Origin of the sequence: Phytohabitans houttuyneae (genome assembly GCF_011764425.1) — a bacterium.
Classification (GTDB): domain Bacteria; phylum Actinomycetota; class Actinomycetes; order Mycobacteriales; family Micromonosporaceae; genus Phytohabitans; species Phytohabitans houttuyneae.
On record NZ_BLPF01000003.1, the window covers coordinates 986,396 to 1,009,423 of the forward strand.

The window sequence follows — 23,028 nt, forward strand, 5'->3', positions numbered from 1 at the left end:
GCAACCCCACACCCACCACCGCCGCGCCGCCCACGACCGCCGCGCCGCCCACCACGCGGCCGCCGGGTGGGGTCGCGTGGACCTCGTCCGACCAGTGGGGACGTGGACCAACGGCGGGTACACGCTCTACAACAACATCTGGGGCAGCGGCGCCGGCACGCAGACGATCTGGGCCAACTCGTACAGCAACTGGGGCGTCACCGCCAACCACCCGAACACGGGCGGCGTCAAGTCGTACCCCAACGCGACCCGGAACGTGAACCGCAACCTGAGCGCGCTGCGCACGTTGACGAGCAGCTTCAACGTGACGGTGCCGAGCAGCGGCGCGTACGCCACCACGTACGACATCTGGGCCAACAACCACGCCTACGAGATCATGCTGTGGATGAACAAGACCGGCCCGGTCGGCCCGCTCGGCTCGCTGCAGACCACGGCGAGCGTCGGCGGCCACACGTGGCAGATCTACCGCGGCTCGAATGGCGCCAACGAGGTGTTCTCGTTCATCCGCACGAGCAACACCAACTCCGGCTCCATCGACATCCTGGCCGTCATGAACTGGATCCGCACGCAGGGCTGGTACGGCGACGTGCTGATCGGCGACGTGCAGCTGGGCTACGAGATCACCTCGTCGGCGGGTGGCCTCAACTTCACGACCAACAGCTACTCGGTCGCGTTCAGCTGACCCGGGCGGAAAAGGGGTGTGGGCGCGGCGGTCCCGCACCCCTTTCACGTCCCACGCGCCTTCAGGTCAGGTGCAGTCGCCGCGCCCCGCCCGCGCCGGCCAGGTCGTCGGGGAGCCCGGCGGCGTAGCGGGCGGAGTCGTCCCGCGGCGCGTAGCCCAGCTCGGCGCGCGCCCGGTCACAGCGCCACTGCGGGGTCGAGTTGGCCGAGACGCCGTGGTAGACGCCGTACCCCACGTCGGCGGTGAGCGCGCCCGTCACCAGCCGCACCAGGTCGGGCCCGCTCAGCCACCCGGGCAGCCAGCTGCGGGCCGGCGGCTCGTCGCGCACCCCGCCCAGGCGAAGGCAGGCGACCCGCAGGCCGAACCGGTCCGCGTAAACCCGGGCGGTCGCCTCCGCGAACACCTTGAGCGCCCCGTAGGCGCAGCACGGGTACGGCGGCGCGTCCTCGCCCACCTCGGCCACCCCGGCGTCGACGTACCCACCCAGCGCGTGCAGCGAGCTGGCGAGCACCACCCGCGGCACGCCCGCGGCGACCGAGGCGTCCAGGACGTTGACGACCGCGTCGGCGTTGGGCCCGCGCAGGTCCGCCCACTGCGCGTCGGGGTCGGCGTTGGCCGCGAGGTGTACGACCGCGTCGACGCCCGCGCACACCTCCCGCGCGAACGCCGGCTCGCACAGGTCGCCGGCGACCACCCCCGCGCCGCCCGCCACGTCGGTGAGGCGCAGGTCGAACGCCGGGGCCAGGCCGCCGAGCAGCAGCCGCGCGACCCCACCGGCGGCACCGGTGACCAGGACCTTCACGCGCTCACCATCCCACCATCACCCGCCGAGCCAGCTCTCGACCCGGACAGCTTTCCACGATCCGCACGATGGTGGCTGTTGTCCCTCACCGATCAAGACTTGGGCTACCGCGACGTCCGCGGTGGTCCGGACCGTTGCTCCCGCGGCCTCACCCTCCGCGACGACAAGGTCCTGCCCCGCCCGCCGTCAAGCTGCGCGCTTGCCGCGCTCGGGCAGCCACCGTCCGCGGTGGACAGCCACGTCCCGGCGCTTTGTGATCGTGGACGCGAGCGGCCCCTGGGTGGGCAGTTGGCGTCCACGATCTGCGAAGGGCGGTGGGGCCGGACCTCGGTTCAGCTGGGCGTGCGTCCAAGTCGGGAGCGACCCCGCGGCGGGACCGCCGACGGTTCGAGCAGTGAGGGTTGCGCTATTCAGCAACGGATCTCGCTAGTGGATCTTGTGGGTGGAGACATGGTCGGCGTCCTGTGCTTGTATGCGTCCGTATCGGCCATCAACGGGGGAGGTTGTACATGGCTGGTAGCGAACGGGGGGTGCTGACCGTCGGCCGCGCGGTGCCGTCGCTGGTGCGGTGGGGTGTCTCGGCGGACGCCGACCTGGTGTACCGGTGCCTGGTGAGCTTCGGTGCGCAGCGGGCGGGCGACGTCGCGGCGGACCTCGGCCTGGCCCCGCGCCGGGTGCGCGCCGCGCTCGACGAGCTCGTCGCGGCGGACCTGGTGCGGGGCGGCCAAGGGCCGGCGGCGGGCGCGGTCGACGGTCTCAGCTGGCATGCGGTACCGCCGGACGCGGCGGTCAAGGCGTTGCGGCGGCGGGCGCTGCACCGGGTGCCCGCGCCGGGGCGCGCGGGTCCGGGGCCGGTGCCGGCGCGGCTGCTGCCGGATCTGCGGGCGACCCGGCAGCGGATCGCGCAGCTGGTGGCGGTCGAGCGTGCCGAGCACCTGGCGATGAACCCGGAGCAGGCGTTCAGCTCCGACACGCTGGCGATCGGCTCGGCCATCGACGCCGACCTGCTGGGCCGCAAGGTGCGTGTGCGCTCGCTCGGACTGCCGCCGGCGGACGGCGACCGGTCGTCGGCGTACGCGGTGCGGTTCGCGCGGCTCGGCGGCGAGTACCGGCTCGCCGACCGGCTGCCGCACAAGATGATGATTTTCGACCGGCGGGTGGCGCTGGTCGCGGTCGACCCGCTCGACCTGGACCACGGCAGCTGGGAGTTTACCGAGCCGGCCGCGGTCGAGTCCCTGGTCAGCCTGTTTGTCCGCCAGTGGAGTGGCGCGACAGATCCATGCCGGAACGGAGTGCCCTCGCTCGTGCTCACCCAACGGGAGAAGGCGGTGATCGCGTTGCTCGCCGACGGGCACACGGACGCCACCGCCGCCAAGCAGCTCGGCGTGTCGACGCGCACGCTCACGTACACCCTGCGCGGCCTGATGGACCGCGTCGGCGTGGAGAACAGGTTTCAGCTCGGCCTGGCCCTCGGCGCGATGCACGCGGTCACGCCGCCCGCCGGGCCGGCCGGCGAGCACGAGGAAGGGAGCCAGCCGTGAGGCGCGCATTCGTACGGGTGGTGGCCGCGCTCGCCGCCGCGTCCGTCGTGGTGGCCACCGCCGGGCCGGCGCGGGCCGCGTCCGACGAATGGAAACGCATCCCGTGTACCTCCGGCGCCATCGACCGCGCCGTCGCCAGCCCGGACGGCCTGAACCTCACGATGGAGTGGCACCTGGACTGCGCGGCGTCGCCGGACGTGCCCGGTGCCAGGTTCGGTCACGGCCTCTACCCCCGCAAGGGCGAGGCGGTGGCGCCGGGGCAGTGGCTGCAGATCTACTCCCTGACCGCGCCGACGCTGTTCGCCGCCACCGCCAAGCTGCCCGACGCGCCGGAGCTGGGCATCTGCGTGGTCACCGACTACGACGTGCGGGTCGGGTGCGTGCGCGTGGAGCGGTACCCGTCGGGATATGTGGCCGTGGAGCCGTTGCCGACCAGCGATCCGCTGGTGGACCGGCCGGTGCGCTTTGTCCCGTTCGACCAAGGGGGAGGCGGCACCTGTGGCGGCTGCTGGTAGGGCGCTCGCGGCCAGTGACGCGCTGCAGGTGGGGCTGCTCGGCCCGGTGCGGGTGCTCGCGCACGGGCGGCCGGTGACCATCACCGCGCCGCGGCGGCAGGTGATCCTCACCGCCCTCGCGCTCGCGGCCGGGCAGAGCGTCGGCACCGCCGCGCTGGCCCGCTACCTGTGGGGCGAGGACGTCCCGTCGCACGCCCGCCGGGCACTGTCCACTGTGGTGACCCGGCTGCGGCAGGACCTCGGCATGGACGTGATCCGCGGCACGGCCGGCGGGTACGCGCTGGCGGTACCGCCCGACGCGGTCGACGTGCACCGCTTCCGCGCCCTGCTGCGCGCGTCCCGTACCGCCGGCGGTGCGGCCGAGCTGGACCTGCTGGACCGCGCGCTGGCCTGCTGGCGGGCGCACGGCGAGCCGCTGCAGGACGTGGGCTCGGACGCGCTCGTGGCCGAGTACGCGCCGGGACTGGCCGAGCAGTGGTACGCCGCGAACGAACGCCGCGTCGACCTGCTGATGGCCACCGGTGCCCACGCCGACCTCGTACCGCAGCTGCGCGACCTGACCGCCCGCCAGCCGCTGCGCGAGTCGCTGTGGTGCCGGCTGATGGTGGCCCTGTACCGGTCCGGCCGGCAGGCGGAGGCACTGGAGGCGTTCGGCAGGGTCCGCGAGCTGCTCGCCGACGAGCTCGGCGTCCGGCCCGGCCGGGAGCTGCTGGCCACCCACCGCGCGGTGCTCGTGCACGACCCGGCGGTGGCCGCACCCGGGCGCCGCGTCAACCGTGCCCGCCGCGGCGCCCACCGCCCCAGGCTGCGGCCGCGCACCCGCCCGTAGGTGCGCGGCCGGCCCGGCTCCGGCTCAGCCACGGGCGGTGGCCGCACGCGGCGCGGCGGGATCGGCGGCCGCCCGCGGCCGCGTGTGCAGGGCGACGGCCATCGCGAGCAGCAGCAGGCCGTACACGCCGACGCCGCCGGCGAGCGCCTTGGTGAGCGCGAGGCCGAGCAGCGCGGTGGTCCAGGCACCGGCCACGATCGGCGTGTACCGCCGCCATCCCCGCCAGACGCCCGCGGCGAGCGTTCCGGCGCCGGCCAGCAGCAGGCCGGCGGCGGAGACAAGGGTGCCGAGGCCGAACATCGTCCCGACGGCGCCCGCGGCCGTGTCGTCCAGCGCCGCGTCGCGGATCGGGATCGAGGCCAGCTCGGCGGCGGTGAGGATGAGCGTGCCGACCACGGCGAGGCGCACGCCCCACCGCCCGCTGAACGACGCGCCGGCGGCGCCGCTGCGGCCGAAGCCCACCAGCCCGATCGCGATGAGCACGTGCCAGAGCGCGTAGACGGCGGTCACGGCGACGAACGCGTCCGCCGACCACGGGTAGCTCCACCGGTCGTCCGGTACGTCGCTGGCCGGCTGGACGGCGAGCTGCACGATCACGCCGCTGAGCGCGGTGCCGGCCGCACCGACGATGAAGGCCAGCGCGGCCCGGTTGGTCGACTCGACAGTGGAAGTGTTCATGGTTTCCTCCGTTCCGGGGTGTTGCAGGCACCGTAGGAACGGGCGGCGGGCCGGGGCATCGGTGCGGGATCGCAATCGCGGCGTCAGTGCTGGCACTGAGCGGGACCACGCGTTGGCACGATTGCCCGCGGCCCGCGGCGGTTGGGAGGATTCCGCACGTGAGGGGTGTGCGGCTGGGTGCGCTGCCGGCGTCGTTGCTCGTAACGACGCTGGTGCTGGAGGCCGTCGGGGTCGCGCTGTCGTGGGGCCTCGAGCCGCGCTTCCAGACGGTCGTGTACTGCCTTTACACGGTCACGCTCGCCGCTTCGGGCGCGTTGATCGCCGCGCGGCACCCGCGTAACGCGATCGGGTGGCTCTTCAGCGCGACGGCGCTGGCCACCGCGGTGACCGCGGACGTGGCGCAGGGCTGGGGACTGCGCGCTCCGGCGCACGGCTGGCCGGCCGGGCCGCTGGGTGAGTGGATCTCGGCGGTGAGCTGGATCCCGGCCGGTACCGCGATCGTGTTCACGCTGCTGTTGTTTCCGGACGGGCGGCTGCCGCGCGACCGCTGGCGGGCCGTCGCCTGGGTCAACGTCGCCGGCGCCGCCCTGCTGCTGCCCGGGTGGGCGTTCGGCCCCGACCTCGGGTCGGAGTTTCTGACCGGCCGCAACCCGTACGTGGTGCCGCAGCTGCCGGCCGGCCCTCTCGTCGCGGCCGGGATGGCGTTGTTCCTGGCCTCGCTGGTCGCCTCGGTGGTCCCGCTGGTGCTGCGGTTGCGGCGGGCGACCGGTGTGGAGCGGCTGCAGCTCAAGTGGGTGGTCTTCGGCGCCGCGGTGAGCGTCGGGCTCCTGCCGCTGGTGGCGCTGCTGTGGAGCGTGTTCCCGATCGTGCAGTCGGTCTCGGCGGTCGCGCTCGCCGCGCTGCCGGTCGCCACCTGCGTCGCGATCCTGCGGTACCGGCTGTACGACATCGACCTGGTCATCAGCCGCACCGTCGTCTACCTGACGCTCACCGCCCTGCTCGCCGCGGCGTACGCGGCCAGCGCGCTGGTGCTCGGCATCGTCGCCGGCGGCCGTTCGGCGTGGGTCACGGCCGGGGCGACGCTGGTGGTCGCGGTCGCGTTCCGGCCGCTGCGCGACCGCCTCCAGGCCGGCGTCGACCGCCGCTTCAACCGGGCCCGTTACGCGGCGGTCAGCCAGGTGAGCGGCTTTTTGGAGGATCTGCGCGCCGGCCGGGCCGCGCCGGAGCAGATCCAGGGGGTGCTGCGCAGGGCGCTCGACGTCGACGACCTCGACGTGCGCATCCACCTGCCCGACAGCGGGACCGCCGTCGACCTGCGCGGCCAGCCGGTGGTGGACCGGCCGGACGACGCGCGCGAGCGGTGGCCGATCCGCCACGGGGGCACCACGCTCGGCGTGGCGCTGACCGGCGCGGCGCCGGAGCGGGCCCACGCGCTGCTGCCCACGCTGCTGGACGTGGGCGCGCTGGCCGTCGAGATGGCCCGGCTGCGGGTGGAGCTGCGCCGGCGGCTGGGCGAGGTGGAGGCGTCCCGGGCCCGGATCGTCGCCGTCGCCGACGCCGAGCGCCGCCGCATCGAGCGTGACCTGCACGACGGGGCCCAGCAGCGGCTGGTGTCGATCGGCCTGGCGCTGCGGCACGCGCAGCATTCGATCGGGTCCGGCGCGGGCGAGGCGGTGCGCACCATCGACGGCGCGATCGCCGAGATCACGGTGGCCATCGACGAGCTCCGCGAGCTCGCGCAGGGACTGCGGCCGGCACACCTGGACGGCGGGCTGGGTCCGGCGCTGCGCGAGCTCGCCCGCCGCGCACCGCTGCCCGTGCGCGTCGACGCGACCGCCGACCGGTTTCCCGCCGACGTGGAGACGGCCGCCTACTTCACCGTCTGCGAGGGCCTGACCAACGCGGTCAAGCACGCCGGAGCGAGCACGGTCGTGCTCAGCGCCGGCCGGCAGCGGGACAGGCTCGTCGTGCGGGTCATCGACGACGGGGTGGGCGGCGCCCGCCCGCGTGACCGCTCCGGCCTGACCGGCCTCTCCGACCGGGTCGCCACGCACGGCGGCACGCTCGTCCTCGACAGCGTGCCGGGACGCGGCACGGTGCTGACCGCGGAGTTTCCATGCGCGTCGTGATCGCCGAAGACCAGGCCCTGCTCCGCGAAGGGCTGGCCCGCCTGTTCCGGGACGGCGGCCACGAGGTGGTGGCCACCCGCGCCGACGCCGAGGACCTGCCAGCGACGGTCGCGGCCACCCTCCCGGACCTCGTCGTGCTGGACATCCGCATGCCGCCGACGTTCACCGACGAGGGCGCCCGCGTCGCGACGGCGATCAAGGCGGCGCACCCGGAGGTCGGCGTGCTGCTGCTGTCCCAGCACATCGAGACCGCGCACGCCGTGACGCTGGTCGCCCAGGCGGGCTTCGGATACCTGCTCAAAGACCGGGTGCTGGAGGTCGGCGACTTCCTGGCCACCGCCGAGCGGGTCGCCAACGGCGGCTCCGCCCTCGAGCCGCGCGTCGTCGCCCACCTCGTCGCACCGGTCCACGGTGGACAGTTGGGCAGGCTATCCGAGCGGGAGCGGACCGTGCTGGAGCTGATGGCGCAGGGCCTGACCAACACCGGCATCGCCGGCCGCCTCGTCCTCAGCGAACGCACCGTCGAGGCGCACGTGCGCCACATCCTGACCAAGCTCGACATCCCGGAAAGCGAAGGCGGCCACCGCCGGGTGCTCGCGGTACTGGCGCACCTGCGCGCCGTGCACCGGATCCCTTAGCGCCTGCGCAGGACGAGCGTCACGAAGCCGAGCACGTCCCGGTACCCGCGCAGCCACTGCTCACGGTGCTCGCGGGCGGCGGCGAGGGCCTGCGCGGCGTCGGGGTGGCCGGGGTTGTCCAAGGCCCACTCGGTGAGCGACCCGATCCAGGACCACTCGTAGTCGTCCCACTCGGCGGCGTCGCTGACGTGCGCGTACACCGCGGCCCACCCGGCCTCGTCGACGGTGTCGAGCAACCCCGGCAGGTCGGTGTAGTCGCCCGGCCCGGCGTCCAGCGCGGCGAGGGCGGCGGCGGTCGGCGGTACCGCCCAGAAGCCCTCGCCGACCAGGAGGATGCCGTGGTCGTTGACGTGCCGGCCGGCCTCCCGCAACGTGCCGGCGAACCCGCCGAACGCGTGCGTCGCGCCGACGCACATCACCAGGTCGTAGTCGCCGTCCGGCACGTACGTGTGCGCGTCCCGCTCGTGCAGCGTGAGCCGCTCGGCCAGCCCGCGCGCCGCGGCCGCGTCGGCGGCGCGCTCCAGCGCGTACGGGTTGGTGTCGACGCCGTCCGCGTGCCCGTCCGGGTAGTGGGCCAGGGCCTGCAGCGCCCAGGCGCCCTCGCCGCAGCCGAGGTCGAGGATGCGTGCGCGGGGCTCGCGCCCGGCCCGGCGCAGGAGGCGGTTGACGTTCACGCCGAAGATCGGCGCCGCGATCGGATGGTGCGAGTGCGCGATGCTGCTCAGCCGTTGACGATCCACCTCAGCAGTCAACCCTATGGCTGGGATCCGGCCGCGTCGTAGTGGCGCACGACCGGACCGCGGTCGACGAGGTAGCGGTCGTCGAAGTCGTAGTACCGCGCGGTCTCGATGTCGTCGCCGGCGAACGCGGTGATCGCCGCCCGCGACTGCCACCACGAGACGGTGACGAACCGGACCACGCCGTCGCCGTCCGGGCGGTGCCACACCTGGGCGCCGAGGTTTCCCGGCACCGCGCGGTAGTCGGGGATCGCGTGCCGCACCATCAGCTCCAGGTAGGCGGCGGCGTCCTCGTCGCGCACCGTGCCGGACCACTCCCGTACCACCATCGCCGTCAACTCCCGTCCTCGAGCGTCACCACGAGCTTGCCGCCGGCGGCGTTGGACTCCATGTCGCGGTGCGCGTCCCGCACCTGGCCGAACCGGTAGGTCCGCACCGGTCCCAGCGACAGCTCACCGGCCGCCAGCCGGTCCAGGACGCGTTGCAGCACGGCTGCGGGCAGGTCCGAGGCCTCTCCGCCGTAGCCGGTGAGGCGCACGCCGCTCGGTATGTACCCGATGGGGTAGAAGTCCTTGACCGTCCACACGTTGGAGAGCATGCCGGCGAAGCAGACCGTGCCGTGCACCCGCGTCGCGGCCAGCGTGTCCGGCAGCGTGGGCGTGCCGACCAGCTCCAGCGCGGCGTCCACCCCGCCCGGCACGATCCGGCGCACCTGCTCGGCGACCGCGCCGCCGTCGAGGATCGGGTGATCGACGCCGTGCGCGGCGAGGGCGTCCAGGCGGTCGGGCTGGCGGGTGGTCGCGAGCACGGTGGCGCCGGTGTCGCGGGCGAGTGCGGCGGCCGCGTATCCCAGCGCGGAGGTGCCGCCGCGGATCAGCAGGCTCTGCCCGGCGCGCAGGTCGAGGCCGGTGGTCAGCGACCCGTACGCGGTCTGCAGCGTCTCCGGCACCGCGCCCAGCACCGACCACGGCAGCTGCGAGCGGAACGGGATGACCTGGGCGCGGGGGACCACCGTGTACTCGGCGTAGCCGCCGTCGAACGCGCGGCCCATCCCGCCCATCATGGCCGCCACCTGCTGGCCGGGCGCGAGGTCGCCGTCCGGCGCGGCGTCCACGACGCCGACGGCTTCGATTCCGGGTACCACCGGGAAGCGCGCGTTCTCCGCGTACCCCAGGCGCAGGTGCAGCTCGGAGCGGTTGAGGCCGAACGCCTTCACCGCGATCCGCACCCAGCCGGGCGGTGCCTCGGGCAGCGGGATGTCCCGCAGCTCGAGGTTTTCCACCGGACCGGGCCCGGACAGCACGACCGCTCGCATGATCAAACCTTACCCACCCGTAGTCTCGTGGCATGGAACGCGCGCCCCGCCCCTGGATGTGGCCCCTCATCCGGCTCGCGGTCGGGGTGGCGCTGGCCGCCCCGGTCGCCGTCGTGGCCATCGGGGCGCTCGCCGGTGACGGCGGCGGCGGCGGCGAGCAGCCGTCGGCGCGAGCCCTGCCCAGCCGGACGGCGCCTTCACCGTCACCGCCGCACAGCCCGGCGCCGGCCGCCTGCCCGCAGTCCGGCCTGTCCGTGCGGCCGGGCGGCGCCGAGGCCGCGATGGGGCTGCGGGTGCTGCAGATCGTCGTGACCAACTGCGGCGCGGTGCCGCGCACCCTGCACGGCCATCCGGCGGTGCGCCTGCTGGACGAGGACCGCGGGACGATCGATGTCGCGGCCACGCCCGGCTCGTCCGGTATCGCGACGGTGCCCAGCTTCGACGCCGCGGCCACGGCGGTGACGCTGCGGCCGGGGGAGCGGGCGATGACCGCGCTGCTGTGGCGCAACACGGTCACCGACGCCTCGGTGCGGGCCACGCTGGGCCGCTACGTGCAGGTCGCGGTCGCGGACGGCGCGCCGTCGCAGGTCATCGAGCCGGACGGCGGCATCGACCTCGGCAACACCGGCAAGCTGGGCGTGGCGCCCTGGGTCGCGTACCGCTGACGGTCACGGCAGCGCCGCGCGCAGGGCCCGGCCGGCCGACGCCGGTGCGCCGAAGGCGTCCAGCGCGAGCAGCGCCGCACCCGTCACCGGCGCGGCGGCGAGCACGGCGAGCGTGGCGTGCGGGGAGTGCTCGGCGATGCCGGCCTCGACCGCGTCCATCAGCAGCGGGTGCCGGGCGGCCAGCACGCCGCCGCCGAGCACCACCGCGTACGGCAGGTCGCGCAGGTCCAGGCGCGTGGCCGCCACCCGCACGAGCCGTACTATCTCGTCCGCCTGCCGGGCCACGATCCGCCGCGCGGTGGGGTCGCCGGCCGCCGCCACCGTGAAGAGCACCGGCGACAGCTCGTTGATCCGCTCCTTGGGTATCTCGCCCAGGTGCAGGCCGGCGCCGACATCCTCCACTGTGGACCGTCCGAAGTGGGCGGCCACCGCCGCGGTCAGGGCGGTGGGGGAGTCGCGGCCGTCCTCGCCGCGTGCCGCGCGGTACAGCGCCAGCGCGGCCAGGTGCTCGCCGCCGCCCCAGTCGCCGGTGATCTGCCCCAGTGCGGGGAAGCGGGCGGTGCGGCCGGCGGCGTCGCGGCCGAGGCAGTTGATGCCGGTGCCGCAGACGACCGCGACCGCGTCTCGCGCGTCCGTGCCGGCCCGCAGCAGCGCGAACGTGTCGTTGTCCACCCGGTGCTCGCGCGCCCACCCGGCCTCGCCCACCGCCTTGTGCAGCACGTCCACCTCGACCGGCAGGTCGGCGCCGGCCAGGTACACCTCGGCCCGGTCGACCACCGTTCCGGGCGGCAGGCCGGCGGCCGCGCGGGCCTGTGCCACGAGCGCGTCGACGATCGCGACACAGCCGGGTACGCCCACGTAGTGCGGGCTGGACGCCGGGCCGCGCACCGACGCGAGCACCTGGCCGGCCGAGGTGCCGAGCACGAGAGCGGTCTTGGTGGCGCCGCCGTCGACGGCGAGGAAGAGCCGGCTCACGCGAGCACCTCGCCCGCCAGGGCCTCGGCCCGCTCGTGCTGGCCGACGAGCGGGTGGGCCAGCAGCGCCGAGTACACCCGCGACCGTCCACCATGGACAGCGGCGGCGACGGCCAGCTCCTCGTACGCCGCGACCGCCGCGATGAGCCCGGACAGCGCGGGCCCGACCGGCGCCACCGGCCGGGGTGTCGCACCGCTCGCGCCGACCTCGCAGGTCACCTCGATGACCGCCTCGTCGGGCAGGAAGGGCAAGGTGCCGCTGTTGCGGACGTTCGCGGCGTGGTGGGCGCCGTCGTCGAGGGTGAGGGAGTTGACGAGGCCGACCGCCGCCTCGGAGTAGTACGCACCGCCGCGCTGGGCCAGCAGCGGCGGCTTTTCCGAAAGCGCCGGGTCGGCGTATAGCCGCAGCAGCTCCGCCTCGATGCGGGCCACCTCGTGCGCGCGGGTGGGGCGGCCTCGCTCCTCCCGCACCACCTGGTCGTGCGCGTAGAAGTAGCGCAGGTAGTAGGAGGGGACGCTGCCCAGCGCGGACAGCACCTGGGGCGGGAGCCCCACCTGCGCGGCGAGGTCGTCGCCGAACTCCGACAGCAGCGCCGGCAGGCGGTCCACGCCGTCCACACGGGCGGCCCGTTCCCAGGTGAGGTGGTTGAGCCCCACGTGGTCGAGGTCGACCGCGTCGGGCGGTACGCCCAGCAGCTCGGCGAAGCGGCGCTGGAACCCGATCGCCACGTTGCACAGCCCGACCGCCGGGTGGCCGGCGTCCAGCAGCGCGCGGGTGACGATGCCGACCGGGTTGGTGAAGTTGACGATCCAGGCACCCGGCGCCGCCCGGCGCGCGGCCCGTTCGGCGATGTCGAGGACGACCGGCACCGTCCGTACCGCCTTGGCCAGCCCGCCCGCCCCGGTGGTCTCCTGGCCGACGCAGCCGCAGGCCAGGGGGAACGTCTCGTCGTGGATCCGGGCCTGCTGACCGCCGACCCGCAGCTGGATCACCACGATGTCCGCCCCGTCCAGCCCTTCGTCCGGGTCGGTCGTCCAGGTGACGCGGGGGTTGAGCCGCCGCGCGAAGGGACCGACGACGGCGAGCCGGTCCGCGGCCGGGTCCAGCAGGTGCAGGTCGGCCCCCGGCAGCAGGCGGGCGAAGCCCTCGACAAGCTCCGGCGTGTACGTGGAACCGCCGCCGACGACCGCGATCTTCATCCCTTGACTCCCGTGAGTGTCACGCCCTGCACGAACGCCTTCTGCGCGAAGAAGAAGACGACGACGATGGGCACCATGGTGAGCAGTGTGGCCGCCGAGACGATGTTCCACTCGACGGCGTGCAGCGTGCGAAACGAGGCCAGCCCCAGCGACAGCGTCCACGCGGACTCGTTCTCGCTGGTGTAGAGCAGCGGACCGTAGTAGTCGTTCCAGGCGTAGAAGAACTGGAACATGGCCGCGGCGGCGATGCCGGGCCGGGCCATCGGCAGCACCACGCGCAGCAGCGTGCGCCACTCGCCGCAGCCGTCGACCCGGGCGGCGTCGAGGTACTCGTCCGGGATGGTGAGCAGAAACTGCCGCAGCAGGAAGATGGAGAACGCGTCGCCGAGCAGCATCGGCAGCACCAGCGGCCACAGCGAGCCGGTCAGGCCGTAGTCGGCCCACATCAGGTACAGCGGGACGGTGGTGACCTGCGGCGGCAGCATCATCATGCACACGATCGCCACGAAGATGGCGGTGCGGCCGCGCCACCGCAGCTTGGACAGCGCGTACGCGGCGGGCACGCTGGCCAGCAGCATGAACAGCGTCGCGCCGGTGGCGTAGAGGGCCGTGTTGAGCAGGTAGCGGGGCAGTGGGGTGCGCGCGAACACCTCGGCGTAGTTGCCCGGGTGCCACGAGGCCGGCCACAGGTCGGCGGTGAGGGTCTGGTCGCTTGCCATGAAGGAGGTCAGCGCCAGGAACACGATCGGGCACAGGAACATGGCGCCGAGCGCGATCGCGATCGAGTGCCGGGCTATGAACGCCAACCTCATAGGAAGCTCCGGAACCTGCGCAGCATCACGACCGTGACCGCCGCCGCGACGACGAACAGCACGACCGCGAGGGTGTTGGCGTAGCCGAGCGCGCCGTACCGGAAGCCGACCACGTACAGCCACAGTGGATAGGTGAATGTGGACCCTTCCGGATAGCCGAACGTGGAGGAGATCCCGCCGCCGGTTGTGGCCTGCCCGGAGGCGACGCTGGCCGCGACGGCCGCCTGGGTGAAGTACTGCAACGTCTGGATCACCCCGGTGACCGCGGCGAACAGCAGCACGGGCGCGATGTTCGGCAGTGTCACGTACCGGAACTGGTGCGCCACGTTGGCGCCGTCGAGCGAGGCGGCCTCGTACTGCTCCTTCGGCACGTCCAGCAGCGCCGCCAAAAATATGATCATGAGGTCGCCGACGCCCCACAGGCCCAGCAGCACCAGCGACGGCTTGGCCCACTCCGGCGAGTTGAACCACAGTGGACCCTGCACGCCGATCTGCGCCAGCAGCGTGTTGACCGGGCCGGTGCCGGGCTTGAAGAGGAAGACGAAGGCGAGCGTGGCGGCCACCGGCGGCGCGAGCGCGGGCAGGTAGAACAGCGTGCGGTACAGGCCCGCGCCGCGCTTGAACCGTGCCAGCAGCATGCCGGTGGCCAGCGCGCCGAGCATGCGCGCCGGCACGAGCACCACCACCAGCCACGCCGTGTTGGCGGCCGCCGTGCGCACGTTCGGGTCCTGCAGCAGGTGCTCCCAGTTGCGCAGCCCCACCCAGCGCGGCGCGTTCACCAGGTCGAACGTGGTGAACGAGAAGTACACGCTGGCGACGAGGGGGTACACGAGGAACACGAGCAGGCCGAGCAGGACCGGCGCCATGAAGCTCAGCACGGTGAGCCGGTCCCGCCGACGGCGTTGTGCCAGGGTGGTCATCAATCAGCCCGCGAGCTGGACGAGCTGGTTGATCTGCTTGTCCACGTCCTTGAGCCCGGCACTCGGGTCGCCGCCCGGCCCGGCCTGGTACTTCTGCAGGTACGTGGCGAGCGCCTCCTCGTACGCCGGGCCGACCGCGCTCGGCGGGTGGTCGAGGTGTGCGGGTGGGCGAAGATGTCGAGGAACACCTTGAAGTCGGGGTCGTTGCCGAGGTCGCCGGGGCGGCGAGGGCGTCGGTGGTGCTCGGCACGTTCTTGATGAGGTTGGCGAGCTTGACGATCGCGGCCGTGTCGGTGGTCAGGTAGCGGATCAGCTCCCAGGCGGCCTCGGGGTTCTTGGCCGTCTTGGAGACCCCGATGACGTTGCCGGTGACGTAGCCGCCGCCGTACCAGTCGGGGTGCGCGTCGCTGACCGGCAGCGGTGCCGTGCCGAACTTCACGTCCTTGGCCTGGTCGCGCAGGAAGGCGATCCGGTACTCGCCGTCCACCATCATCGCGACCTGTCCCTTGTGGAACGCGTTGTCGGCGGACCACTCGTCGCCCAGGCTGGCGCGGAACTTCTCCAGCTTGTCGTAGCCGTACCAGTCGACGAGCTCCTTCTGCCATTTCAGCAGCTCCAGCCATGCCTGGTCGGAGCCGATCGCGCTGGTGCCGTCGTCGTTGAGCCACTTGGCGCCGACCGCGGGCGCGAGGTGCGAGGGGGAGTGCTCGTAGAAGCCGAACAGGGGCAGGAAGCCGGCCCGCTCGATCGTGCCGTCCGGCTTGCGCTTGGTGAGCTTCTTGGCCGCGTCGGTCAGCTCGGTCAGCGTCTTGGGCGGCGCGGTGATGCCGGCCTCGGCGAGGAGCGTCCTGTTGTAGTAGAAGCCGTACGTGTCGGCGAGGAACGGCATCGCGCACCGCCGGCCCTTGAACTCGGTGTAGCTGCGCACCGTCGGCGGCAGCTTGGCGAGGTCCACGCCGTCCCGCTCGATGTACTGCTTGAGGTCCAGCCACGCACCGCTCGCGCAGAACTTGCCGACCGTGTCGGTGGAGTAGGACAGGCCGACGTCGGGGCCCTGGCCGGCGCCGATCGCCTGGAGCATCTTGGTGTCGTCCTGGCCCGACTTGACCACCACGTCGATCTTCGGGTGGGCGGCCTTGAAGTCGGCCACGATCGTGTCGATCGCCTTGGCCTCGCGATCGGTGAAGAAGTGCCAGAACTCGACACTGCCGGAGGCTTCGGCGCCGGCGGAGGCGACCGGCTTCTCCGGCTCGCCGGGCGTACAGGCGCCCAGAGCGAGTACGGCTATCGCGCTACTTATAGCTATTTTTCGGCTCATTGAGGGCATGGTGGAGCGCTCCTTCCGGTGGTGTGTTCCGGCGGATCGGGGGTGGGGTGTGGGGTCTATGCGGCGGGTGCGGCGTCCCGGAGGGTGGCGATGATCTGATCGCGGAGGGCGCGCTGGGCGGCGACCTGGGCGCCCAGCAGCACGGGGTCGTCGGCGACGCCGGTGACGGCGATCGCGGTGTCCAGTGGCGTGGTGGAGTGCAGCGCCGCGGTGACCCGGCGGGCGAGCGTGTCGCCACCGGCCCGCCCGACGTCGCCGGCAAGCACGATCAGCTGCGGGTCGAGCACGGCTGCCACGGCGGCCAGCCCGTACGCGATCCGCTCGGCGAGCCCGTCCACGAAGGAGCCGGCCCGATCGGAGCCGGCCGCAGCCACCCCGGCCGCGACCGCCGCCTCCGGGGTCGGTGCGTCGATGCCGTGCTCGCGGGCGAGCGCGAGGACCGCCGGGCCGCCGACGAGGTCGGTCAGGTCGGCGCGGTCGGCGCCGCGGCCGAGGCCCACCGGCACGTACCCGATCTCGCCCGCGCCGCCCCGGGCGCCCCGCAGCAGCGTGCCGCCAAGGTCGATGGCGAGGCCGAGGCCGCCGGAGAACCACACCAGCGCGAAGCTCTCCACCTCGCCCGCCACCCCGTGGTGGCGCTCGGCGATGGCGGCGAGGTTGACGTCGTTGTCCGCCGCGACGGTGGCGCCCAGCCGGGTGCCCAGCTCGGCGACCAGGCCGGGCCGGTCCCACCCGGGCACGTCGATGTGCCGGATGACGCCGGCGGCCGCGTCGTACGCGCCGGGCAGTCCGATCTGGACCAGCCGCACGCTGCCCGCCGGCAGGCCCGCCCGGCGGGACAAGCCGTCGACCAGCCCCACCACAGTGGGCACCGGGTCGGCGGCGACCGCGACCTCGGCCCGGGCCACCTCGGCCCCGGCCAGGTCGCACAGGACTCCCGTGAGGTGCGGGTGCTGCGTCTCGCGTACCGAAATCGCGATGGCGTGCCCCGCGGCCGGATTGGCCGCGTAGATCTCCGCGCTCGGACCCGGCCCGCCGCTGGTGTGGCCGACCACGACGGCAAGGCCGGCGTCGGTCAGGCGCCGCATGACCTCGGACGTCGTGGGTTTGGACAGGCCGGTGAGGTCGCGCAGGTCGCCCCGCGTGAGCGTGCCCCGGTCGAGCAGGAGTGCGAGGGTCGCGCTCTCGTTCATGGCTCGGAGCAGCTTGGAGGAGCCGGCCAGCCGCGTCATCCCACCCTCCGGGGTCGATGGTTAGGTAAGTTGATTAACTATTACGGCTCACCGCTCGCCGGTCAAGACCCGCTCGGCGAGTACCGCCAGAGCGTCCCCGATCGCCTGCGGCGTGAGCCCCCGGTCGCGGCGCTGGTAGTCGTACACGTCTGGGGCGAGCGGCGCGAGCAGTGAGTCGGTGAGCGCCTCCGGGGCGCCGGCCGCGCGGAGCAGGCTGCCCACGTGGGCGCGCCAGAAGCCGTAGGCCCCGGTGGCGAAGCGGCTCTGCCCGACCTCGGCGCCCAGCGCCAGGTGCACGTGCTGTTCGAGCAGGTCGACCATCGCGCGGTAGAACGCGGCCAACCGCTGCGCCGGCGCCGCACCCGGTCCGAGCGGCGCCTGCCCGCGCAGCAGCTGCTCCTGCAGCGCCCGCTCGTGCTCGTCCAGCAGCGCGACGGCGATCGAGGCCCGGTCGGGGTACCGCCGGTAGAGCGTGCCCCGCCCGACGCCGGCCGCGCGGGCGATGTCCTCCATCGTCACGTTCGCCGCGCCGCGGTCGGCGAACAGGCGGGCCGCGGCATCGAGCACCTTGGCCCGGTTGCGCGCCGCGTCGGCCCGCTCGGTCATGTGGCCCACCTTACTGGACGCCCCGTCCGCTTCCGTCCTAGCGTTAAGTGGACATCGTGTCCACTTGGAGGTTTCCGTGAACTGGCTGATCCTTGTCGCCGCCGGCCTGGTCGAGATCGTCTGGTCGCAGAGCATCAAACCGACGCAGAACTTCACCAGGCCCCTGCCCACGGCCGCCTGCTTCGTCCTCGGCGCCGGCGCCGTGTACCTGCTCTCACACGCGATGCGCACACTCCCGGTGGGCACGGCGTACGCGGTGTTCACGGGCATCGGCGCGGTGGGCGCGATCACGCTCGGCGTCGTGGTGCACGACGACCCGGTCTCGGCGGGCCGCTTGGCCGCGCTGACCCTGATCGTCGCCGGCATCGTCCTTGCGCGCGTCACGTCACCCGCCTGACCCGCGACGTCGGCGTTTGGCTGGGTTGCCCTGTGCCGCGAACGTGCGCACGCCCACCACGATCGCCTCGCTGGGCACCGCCACGACCAGGAACACCGCGGCCGCCACCGGGCCGCCAGGCGAAACCTCGCATCCGGTGCGGCCGGCGCCTCATCGGGCGGGCGGCAGGCCCCCGCGTCCGCTAAGCGCGGTCCGCGACCGGATGTCCGGTCGCCGGGCGGAATGGCGCGCGGCCGGGCGTCGTTGTGCATGCGGCCCACGGAGATAGGCCCGGCAAGGCCGCGGCGGTGGGCGAAGTCCGGTGGGAATGGCGCGCCGGTTCGGGTCGTTGACTGACCGGCGCCGGTGAGAAGAGACCGCCGGGCGTTCAGAGTTCCCCCTTTTGACAGCGCCGAAAGGTGCTCGCGCGTGCGTGCGCATCCCCCTGGAATCTCGCGTGTGCTTGCGCATCCCCCTGGATTGGAGTTGTCGAGCATGAACACGATGCTGCGTAAGACGGTTACCGCGGTCGCGGGTTTCGCGTTCGCCGGTGGCGTGCTGATCGGTCCGTCGACGGCCGCGCTTGCTTCGCCGGCGCAGCCGGCTCAGGCGGCGAAGTCGCCGATGGTCGCGGTGGCGCAGGTCGGTTCGGACAAGCCGAGCATGGCGAAGCTGATCCCGCACGGTGTGCAGGGCAAGCAGTCGTACATCGGGCTTTCGGGTGAGCAGGTGACGAACGCGAAGGCGATTATGGCGGCGACGAAGAAGGCTGGCTTGGACGAGCGTGCGGCTGTGGTGGCGATCGCCACTGCGTTGCAGGAGTCCAAGTTGGAGAACCTGGGTCATCTGGGTGAGCTGAACGACCATGACTCGCAGGGGCTGTTCCAGCAGCGGCCGTCGGCGGGTTGGGGTTCGGTGTCGCAGATCACCGATCCGGAGTACGCGACGATCGCGTTCCTGTCCGCGCTGAAGAACGTGGACGGTTGGCGTGACATGCCGCTGACCGACGCCGCGCAGGCGGTGCAGGTGTCGGCGTTCCCGTTCCACTACGCGCAGTGGGAGTCGCAGGCCGCGAAGATCGTGGCCGAGCACTGGACCAGCTGACGCCGTGACGTTGTACCGGCCGGGCCCTCACCGCGAGGGCCCGGCCGCGTCGTGTGTGCCTACCCCGGCAGTGGCAGGCCGGCTTCCAGCAGCGCCAGCGCCTCGTCGATGCAGCTGTAGTCGGCCAGCTCGTGCGAGCCGTCGATGACGTGCGGTGTGGCGGCCAGGGACACGCCGATCACCGCGCCGGCCATGGCGCGTACCGCGGGGTGGTCGTCGGGCTGGCCGGACCGTTCCGCGATCACGCCGGCGACCAGCTCGATTGCCTGCACGTACTGCTGCAGGTGCCGGGCCCGCAGCTCGGGCACCGTGCGGACCAGCTCCTGGCGTTCCCGCTCGGCCGCCCACTCCTCCGGCGACATGCGGCCGCTGACCTCCCGGATGCCGGCGCGGATCGCGGCCAGCGGGCTCAGCTCCGGCGGCTGGTTGCGCACCGCCTCGATGAAGATCGGGTCGTAGCCGTCGAGCAGGACCACGTCCTCCTTGGTGGGGAAGTAGCGGAAGAACGTGCTCGGCGAGATCTCGGCCGCCTCGGCGATCTGGTCGATCGTGGTCGCCGCGTACCCCCTCTCCTGGAACAGCCGCAACGCGTGCCGCTGGATCGCGGCACGCGTCTTGGCCTTCTTGCGTTCGCGCAGGCCGGGGGTGGTCGTCATACCGTCGATTCTGCCGGCAGCGGGGCCGGTTCGGCGTCTTGGCCCGCGTGCGGCGCGGGTCGCGCCGGGAGGAAGAGCAGCGCGAGCACCGCGCCGGCGGCGGCCAGGACCGCGGAGACGGCGAGCGTGGCGTCCATCCCGGCGGCGAACGCGGTACGGACCGACTCCAGCAGCCCCGGCGAACCGAGCTGGGCCGCCACCTCGACACCGCCCGTGGCGCTGCGGCGCACGGCGTCCCCGGCACCGGCGGGCAGGCCGTCGCGGTAGGCGGCGTTCAGCACGGTGCCCAGCACCGCCACCCCGATCGCGCTGCCGACCTGGCGCATCGCCTGGATGAGCGCGGACCCGACGCCGCTGCGGCGGGGCTCCAGCGCGCCGAGCGCGGCGTTCATCGCGGGCGGCATCGCGAAGCCGAGCCCCACGCCGGCGACGGCGATCCACGCGGCCACGTACCCGTATCCGGTGCCGGCACCCGTCGCGGTGCCGGCGCCGAGGGCGGCGGCCATCACCGCGAGCCCGGCCGCGACCACCGCCTTGGCGCCGGCCCGCTCCGCGATCCGGCCGGCCAGGCGGGCGCCGACCATCAGGCCGCCGATGACCGGCAGCAGGCGCAGGCCGGTACCGAACGCGTCGGTGCCGTATACGGTGCCGAAGAACTGCGGGAGAGTGAAAAGCAGCCCGAACATCGCGAACGTCGCCACCGTCGCGAGGATCGCGCCCCAGGTGAAGCCGCGCGAGCGGAAGAGGTCGAGGTCGACGAGGGGTGCGCGGGCGCGCCGCTGCCACACCGCGAACGCCACCAGCACCGCCGCGCCGGCGACCATCGTGACCAGCGCGCGGGCGTCGCCCCAGCCGCGCTCGCCGGCCTCGATCACGCCGTAGGTGAGCGCGACGAGCCCGACCGCGGAGAGCACCACCCCGGGCAGGTCGAAGCCGCGCCGCTCGTCGCCGCGGGACTCCGGTACCAGCGCGCCGACCGCGAGCATCGCGACCGCGACGAGCGGCAGGTTGATCAGGAAGACCGAGCCCCACCAGAAGTTGTCCAGCAGCCAGCCGCCGACCAGCGGGCCGAGCGGGACGCCGAGCGCGTTCGCGGTGACCCAGATGGTGAGCGCGCGGGGCCGCTCCTGCGGCGTGAACAGCACGGTGAGCACCGCCGCGGTGAGCGGCATGAGCACCGCGGCGCCGAGGCCGAGCAGCGCACGCGCGGCGATCAGCTGGCCGGTCGAGGTGGCGTACGCGCAGGCGAGCGAGGCGGCGCCGAACAGCGCGAGCGCGCCCAGCAGCATCCGCTTGCGCCCGAACCGGTCGCCGAGCATGCCGGCCGGCAGCAGCGCCGCGGCCATGACCAGCAGGTACGCGTTCGTGAACCACTGCAGGTCGCCCGTGGACGCGTCGAGGTCCCGGGCCAGGGTCGGCAGCGCCACGCTCAGCACGGTGGCGTCCAGGCCGATCGCGAGCGTGGCGAGGGCGAGCGCGATCAGCGCCCACCAGCGTGACTTGATAGCAGCCATGAAATGAGAGTAACTGCCAAAATCTAGGTGCTGTCAAAAGGTGGCGACCATCACCTCGTTCGTGAGTGCGTCGAGCGCCGCCTCGGTCCGCCCGTCCGCCGGCAGGTACACCACGAGCCGCTGGTAGTCGCCGGCCGGCAGGTCGAGCGTCTCGTACGCCAGGCGCAGCTCGCCCACCTCCGGGTGCACCAGCAGGTCCACCCCGGTACTGGCGGCCAGCGCCGGCGGCCGCGACAGCCGCTGGATGAAAGGCGCGCCCGCCGCCACACTCAGCCAGTCGACAAGCTCGCGCGTGTGCTCGTCACCGCCGCCGCCCCGCGACTCGAACCGCAGCGCCGCCGCGGCCTCGTCCGCCCGCCGCTCCCAGTCCGGGTACGCGGCGCGGGCCCGCGGGTCGGTGAACAGGAAGCGGTGCAGGCTCGGCGGGTCGCCGTCCAGCAGCCCCACCGGGCCGGCCAGCCGCCGAAACCCCGCCGTGTACGCGATCAGTGAGCCGAGCCGGTTCACCACGTACGCCGGCGCCGGCTCGAGCCGCTCCAGCAACGCCCGCACCGTCGGCCGTACCGTGCTCGCCGGAACGGCCCGGCCCGCGCAGATCGGCCCGCTGCCGTCCTTGGCCAGCAGGTGCAGGTGAAAGCGCTGGTCGGCGTCCAGGTGCAACGCGTCCGCGAGCGCGCCCAGCACCTGCGGCGACGGGTGGCGGTCGCGGCCCTGCTCCAGGCGGGTGAGGTACTCCACGCTCACCCCGGCCAGCGTGGCGAGCTCGGACCGGCGCAGCCCCGGCGTACGGCGGCGGGGCCCGTCCGGAAGCCCGACCTGCGCGGGCGTGATCGCCTCGCGGCGGCCGCGCAGATATTCGCCCAGCTCACTCATGGGCCGAGCCTATCCGCGGCGCCCGCCCCCAGCGTGGCCCTCGCGGGGCCACTCTCACCGCGGTCTCCCTGCGCCGGCCCAGGACGAGCAGGTTGGTCCTCGAACCGAGAGGAGCACGACATGGATCTGGGACTCAACGGCCGCACGGTCATCGTGACCGGGGCCACCGGCGGCATCGGGCGCCACATCGCGCGCGGCTTCGCGGCGGAGGGCGCGCGCGTCGTCCTGACCTACCACTCAGGGAAGGAGGCCGCCGAACGGCTGGCCGGCGACCTCGACGCGGTCGCGGTCCGGTACGCGCTGGACGAACCGGACTCGGCCGCCGACCTGGTGCGCGAGGTGCTGGACCGCACCGGGCGCATCGACGTGCTGGTCAACAACGCGGTCCAGTGGGGCGGCGAGGCCCTCTCCGAAGGCCCGTTCGAGTCGCTGGCGGAGGAGAGCTGGCTGTCCGTGGTGCGCCCCAACGTGGAGGGCGCCATCCAGCTGACCAGGGCGGTCGCACCGGCGATGCGGGAGCGCCGGTTCGGGCGCCTGGTGCACATCTCCTCCAGCATCGCGACCGACGGGATGGCCGGCGGCGAGTACTACGGCGCGGCCAAGGCGGCCCTGCACGGCTTCAGCCGCTCGGTCGCCTTCAACCTGGGCAGGGACGGCGACATCCTGTCCAATGTGGTCATGCCGGGCCTCACCCGTACCGACACGAACGGGCACATCGTGGACGCGGCCGGCGACGCGTACGCCGCGTTCAGCCCGCTCGGCCGCCTCCTCGACGCGGCCGAGGTCGCCGGCACCGTCGTGTACCTCGGCTCGGCCGCCAACACCGGGGTGAACGGGCAGGTGGTGGCCGTCACTGGCGGTTCGTGAGGGGTGTTGTCGGGGCTGGCCGTTAGGCTGGCCCGC

Annotated in this window: 25 protein-coding genes and 1 pseudogene; 11 read left to right on the forward strand and 15 right to left on the reverse strand. The window is 73.6% G+C overall.

The window, feature by feature from the left end; genetic code table 11:
- Positions 1–76: 76 nt before the first annotated feature.
- Entirely contained in the window at positions 77–682 is a 606-nt protein-coding gene (locus Phou_RS51730) for a GH12 family glycosyl hydrolase domain-containing protein (RefSeq protein WP_218579493.1), read from the forward strand.
- Between the two features lie 61 nt (positions 683–743).
- Here Phou_RS51730 and Phou_RS39355 read toward each other — a convergent pair whose 3' ends face one another.
- Positions 744–1,484 carry an NAD-dependent epimerase/dehydratase family protein gene (locus Phou_RS39355; protein ID WP_173067216.1) on the reverse strand — a complete coding sequence of 247 codons (741 nt, stop codon included), beginning with the start codon at positions 1,482–1,484 and terminating at the stop codon, positions 744–746.
- A gap of 509 nt (positions 1,485–1,993) precedes the next feature.
- Here Phou_RS39355 and Phou_RS39360 point away from each other — a divergent pair.
- The 3 genes from Phou_RS39360 to Phou_RS39370 are packed head-to-tail and all read left to right on the forward strand — an operon-like array spanning position 1,994 to position 4,369.
- On the forward strand, positions 1,994–3,025 hold the full coding sequence (locus Phou_RS39360) for a helix-turn-helix domain-containing protein (RefSeq protein ID WP_173067219.1): 1,032 nt from the start codon (positions 1,994–1,996) through the stop codon (positions 3,023–3,025).
- Positions 3,022–3,540, forward strand: a complete 519-nt coding sequence (locus Phou_RS39365; protein WP_173067222.1) for a hypothetical protein — start codon at positions 3,022–3,024, stop codon at positions 3,538–3,540. Before Phou_RS39360 ends, Phou_RS39365 begins: the two co-directional genes overlap by 4 nt.
- Positions 3,524–4,369, forward strand: coding sequence for an AfsR/SARP family transcriptional regulator (locus tag Phou_RS39370; RefSeq protein ID WP_173067225.1), 846 nt, complete (start codon positions 3,524–3,526; stop codon positions 4,367–4,369). Before Phou_RS39365 ends, Phou_RS39370 begins: the two co-directional genes overlap by 17 nt.
- 24 nt (positions 4,370–4,393) lie before the next feature.
- On the opposite strand, the gene Phou_RS39375 is transcribed toward Phou_RS39370, so the two are convergent.
- Positions 4,394–5,047: a hypothetical protein gene (locus Phou_RS39375; RefSeq protein ID WP_173067228.1), complete on the reverse strand. Its 654-nt coding sequence runs from the start codon at positions 5,045–5,047 to the stop codon at positions 4,394–4,396.
- A 158-nt stretch (positions 5,048–5,205) separates the two neighbouring features.
- Here Phou_RS39375 and Phou_RS39380 point away from each other — a divergent pair, with 158 nt between their 5' ends.
- Positions 5,206–7,176 carry a sensor histidine kinase gene (locus Phou_RS39380; protein WP_173067231.1) on the forward strand — a complete coding sequence of 657 codons (1,971 nt, stop codon included), beginning with the start codon at positions 5,206–5,208 and terminating at the stop codon, positions 7,174–7,176.
- Positions 7,164–7,814 (forward strand): response regulator transcription factor, encoded by a 651-nt coding sequence (locus tag Phou_RS39385; RefSeq protein ID WP_173067234.1) that lies wholly within the window; start codon positions 7,164–7,166, stop codon positions 7,812–7,814. Before Phou_RS39380 ends, Phou_RS39385 begins: the two co-directional genes overlap by 13 nt.
- Here the strand turns inward: Phou_RS39385 and Phou_RS39390 are convergent.
- From Phou_RS39390 to Phou_RS39400, 3 genes are read right to left on the reverse strand one after another with little or no spacing between them, the layout of a single operon-like run.
- Positions 7,811–8,554, reverse strand: a complete 744-nt coding sequence (locus tag Phou_RS39390; protein ID WP_173067237.1) for an SAM-dependent methyltransferase — start codon at positions 8,552–8,554, stop codon at positions 7,811–7,813. The two genes, Phou_RS39385 and Phou_RS39390, sit on opposite strands and share 4 nt — an antisense overlap.
- Before the next feature lie 14 nt (positions 8,555–8,568).
- On the reverse strand, positions 8,569–8,880 hold the full coding sequence (locus Phou_RS39395; protein WP_246274424.1) for an antibiotic biosynthesis monooxygenase family protein: 312 nt from the start codon (positions 8,878–8,880) through the stop codon (positions 8,569–8,571).
- A gap of 5 nt (positions 8,881–8,885) precedes the next feature.
- A complete protein-coding gene (locus tag Phou_RS39400) occupies positions 8,886–9,866 on the reverse strand; it encodes a zinc-binding dehydrogenase (protein ID WP_173067243.1) in 981 nt (326 codons plus the stop codon).
- 32 nt (positions 9,867–9,898) lie between these two features.
- Between Phou_RS39400 and Phou_RS39405 the strand changes: the two genes are divergently transcribed.
- Positions 9,899–10,531 (forward strand): DUF4232 domain-containing protein, encoded by a 633-nt coding sequence (locus tag Phou_RS39405; RefSeq protein WP_173067246.1) that lies wholly within the window; start codon positions 9,899–9,901, stop codon positions 10,529–10,531.
- Positions 10,532–10,534: 3 nt separating this feature from the next.
- Here the strand turns inward: Phou_RS39405 and Phou_RS39410 are convergent, their stop codons facing one another.
- From Phou_RS39410 to Phou_RS39425, 4 genes are read right to left on the reverse strand one after another with little or no spacing between them, the layout of a single operon-like run.
- Positions 10,535–11,506: an N-acetylglucosamine kinase gene (locus Phou_RS39410; protein ID WP_173067249.1), complete on the reverse strand. Its 972-nt coding sequence runs from the start codon at positions 11,504–11,506 to the stop codon at positions 10,535–10,537.
- On the reverse strand, positions 11,503–12,705 hold the full coding sequence (locus Phou_RS39415; RefSeq protein WP_173067252.1) for a family 4 glycosyl hydrolase: 1,203 nt from the start codon (positions 12,703–12,705) through the stop codon (positions 11,503–11,505). The genes Phou_RS39410 and Phou_RS39415 overlap by 4 nt, the downstream gene beginning before the upstream one ends.
- A complete protein-coding gene (locus Phou_RS39420) occupies positions 12,702–13,517 on the reverse strand; it encodes a carbohydrate ABC transporter permease (protein ID WP_173067255.1) in 816 nt (271 codons plus the stop codon). Before Phou_RS39420 ends, Phou_RS39415 begins: the two co-directional genes overlap by 4 nt.
- Entirely contained in the window at positions 13,514–14,437 is a 924-nt protein-coding gene (locus Phou_RS39425; RefSeq protein WP_173067258.1) for a carbohydrate ABC transporter permease, read from the reverse strand. The genes Phou_RS39420 and Phou_RS39425 overlap by 4 nt, the downstream gene beginning before the upstream one ends.
- 164 nt (positions 14,438–14,601) lie before the next feature.
- On the opposite strand from Phou_RS39425, the gene Phou_RS53830 reads away from it, so the two are divergent.
- On the forward strand, positions 14,602–14,742 hold the full coding sequence (locus Phou_RS53830; protein WP_246274446.1) for a hypothetical protein: 141 nt from the start codon (positions 14,602–14,604) through the stop codon (positions 14,740–14,742).
- Here the strand turns inward: Phou_RS53830 and Phou_RS39430 are convergent.
- The 3 genes and pseudogenes from Phou_RS39430 to Phou_RS39440 form a co-directional block, all read right to left on the reverse strand.
- Positions 14,706–15,764, reverse strand: a pseudogene (locus Phou_RS39430) (ABC transporter substrate-binding protein); the annotation flags it as partial. The gene Phou_RS53830 and the pseudogene Phou_RS39430 sit on opposite strands and share 37 nt — an antisense overlap.
- Positions 15,765–15,820: 56 nt before the next feature.
- On the reverse strand, positions 15,821–16,996 hold the full coding sequence (locus tag Phou_RS39435; protein ID WP_173067261.1) for an ROK family transcriptional regulator: 1,176 nt from the start codon (positions 16,994–16,996) through the stop codon (positions 15,821–15,823).
- Between the two features lie 48 nt (positions 16,997–17,044).
- Entirely contained in the window at positions 17,045–17,602 is a 558-nt protein-coding gene (locus tag Phou_RS39440) for a TetR/AcrR family transcriptional regulator (protein ID WP_173067264.1), read from the reverse strand.
- A 64-nt stretch (positions 17,603–17,666) separates the two neighbouring features.
- Here Phou_RS39440 and Phou_RS39445 point away from each other — a divergent pair, with 64 nt between their 5' ends.
- Both Phou_RS39445 and Phou_RS39450 read left to right on the forward strand, forming a co-directional pair.
- Positions 17,667–17,999 (forward strand): DMT family transporter, encoded by a 333-nt coding sequence (locus Phou_RS39445; protein WP_218579494.1) that lies wholly within the window; start codon positions 17,667–17,669, stop codon positions 17,997–17,999.
- 474 nt (positions 18,000–18,473) lie between these two features.
- Positions 18,474–19,082, forward strand: coding sequence for a hypothetical protein (locus Phou_RS39450; RefSeq protein WP_173068989.1), 609 nt, complete (start codon positions 18,474–18,476; stop codon positions 19,080–19,082).
- A gap of 59 nt (positions 19,083–19,141) precedes the next feature.
- On the opposite strand, the gene Phou_RS39455 is transcribed toward Phou_RS39450, so the two are convergent.
- The 3 genes from Phou_RS39455 to Phou_RS39465 are packed head-to-tail and all read right to left on the reverse strand — an operon-like array spanning position 19,142 to position 22,125.
- Positions 19,142–19,738 (reverse strand): acyl-CoA-like ligand-binding transcription factor, encoded by a 597-nt coding sequence (locus Phou_RS39455; RefSeq protein ID WP_173067270.1) that lies wholly within the window; start codon positions 19,736–19,738, stop codon positions 19,142–19,144.
- The gene (locus tag Phou_RS39460; RefSeq protein ID WP_173067273.1) at positions 19,735–21,252 is read right to left on the reverse strand and encodes a DHA2 family efflux MFS transporter permease subunit; all 1,518 of its coding nucleotides are present in this window, start codon (positions 21,250–21,252) and stop codon (positions 19,735–19,737) included. The genes Phou_RS39455 and Phou_RS39460 overlap by 4 nt, the downstream gene beginning before the upstream one ends.
- Positions 21,253–21,285: 33 nt before the next feature.
- Positions 21,286–22,125: a helix-turn-helix domain-containing protein gene (locus tag Phou_RS39465; protein ID WP_173067276.1), complete on the reverse strand. Its 840-nt coding sequence runs from the start codon at positions 22,123–22,125 to the stop codon at positions 21,286–21,288.
- A gap of 120 nt (positions 22,126–22,245) precedes the next feature.
- On the opposite strand from Phou_RS39465, the gene Phou_RS39470 reads away from it, so the two are divergent.
- Positions 22,246–22,992, forward strand: coding sequence for an SDR family NAD(P)-dependent oxidoreductase (locus tag Phou_RS39470; protein WP_173067279.1), 747 nt, complete (start codon positions 22,246–22,248; stop codon positions 22,990–22,992).
- Positions 22,993–23,028 lie beyond the last annotated feature (36 nt).

What these genes read in the sequence shown, in the direction of transcription:
- Phou_RS39360 (WP_173067219.1), top strand. Translation starts at nt 1,994, where the DNA reads ATGGCTGGTAGCGAACGGGGGGTGCTGACCGTCGGCCGCGCGGTGCCG.
- Phou_RS39375 (WP_173067228.1), bottom strand. Translation starts at nt 5,047, where the DNA reads ATGAACACTTCCACTGTCGAGTCGACCAACCGGGCCGCGCTGGCCTTC.
- Phou_RS39385 (WP_173067234.1), top strand. Translation starts at nt 7,164, where the DNA reads ATGCGCGTCGTGATCGCCGAAGACCAGGCCCTGCTCCGCGAAGGGCTG.
- Phou_RS39395 (WP_246274424.1), bottom strand. Translation starts at nt 8,880, where the DNA reads ATGGTGGTACGGGAGTGGTCCGGCACGGTGCGCGACGAGGACGCCGCC.
- Phou_RS39400 (WP_173067243.1), bottom strand. Translation starts at nt 9,866, where the DNA reads ATGCGAGCGGTCGTGCTGTCCGGGCCCGGTCCGGTGGAAAACCTCGAG.
- Phou_RS39405 (WP_173067246.1), top strand. Translation starts at nt 9,899, where the DNA reads ATGGAACGCGCGCCCCGCCCCTGGATGTGGCCCCTCATCCGGCTCGCG.
- Phou_RS39415 (WP_173067252.1), bottom strand. Translation starts at nt 12,705, where the DNA reads ATGAAGATCGCGGTCGTCGGCGGCGGTTCCACGTACACGCCGGAGCTT.
- Phou_RS39420 (WP_173067255.1), bottom strand. Translation starts at nt 13,517, where the DNA reads ATGAGGTTGGCGTTCATAGCCCGGCACTCGATCGCGATCGCGCTCGGC.
- Phou_RS39425 (WP_173067258.1), bottom strand. Translation starts at nt 14,437, where the DNA reads ATGACCACCCTGGCACAACGCCGTCGGCGGGACCGGCTCACCGTGCTG.
- Phou_RS39435 (WP_173067261.1), bottom strand. Translation starts at nt 16,996, where the DNA reads ATGACGCGGCTGGCCGGCTCCTCCAAGCTGCTCCGAGCCATGAACGAG.
- Phou_RS39440 (WP_173067264.1), bottom strand. Translation starts at nt 17,602, where the DNA reads ATGACCGAGCGGGCCGACGCGGCGCGCAACCGGGCCAAGGTGCTCGAT.
- Phou_RS39450 (WP_173068989.1), top strand. Translation starts at nt 18,474, where the DNA reads ATGAACACGATGCTGCGTAAGACGGTTACCGCGGTCGCGGGTTTCGCG.
- Phou_RS39455 (WP_173067270.1), bottom strand. Translation starts at nt 19,738, where the DNA reads ATGACGACCACCCCCGGCCTGCGCGAACGCAAGAAGGCCAAGACGCGT.
- Phou_RS39460 (WP_173067273.1), bottom strand. Translation starts at nt 21,252, where the DNA reads ATGGCTGCTATCAAGTCACGCTGGTGGGCGCTGATCGCGCTCGCCCTC.
- Phou_RS39465 (WP_173067276.1), bottom strand. Translation starts at nt 22,125, where the DNA reads ATGAGTGAGCTGGGCGAATATCTGCGCGGCCGCCGCGAGGCGATCACG.
- Phou_RS39470 (WP_173067279.1), top strand. Translation starts at nt 22,246, where the DNA reads ATGGATCTGGGACTCAACGGCCGCACGGTCATCGTGACCGGGGCCACC.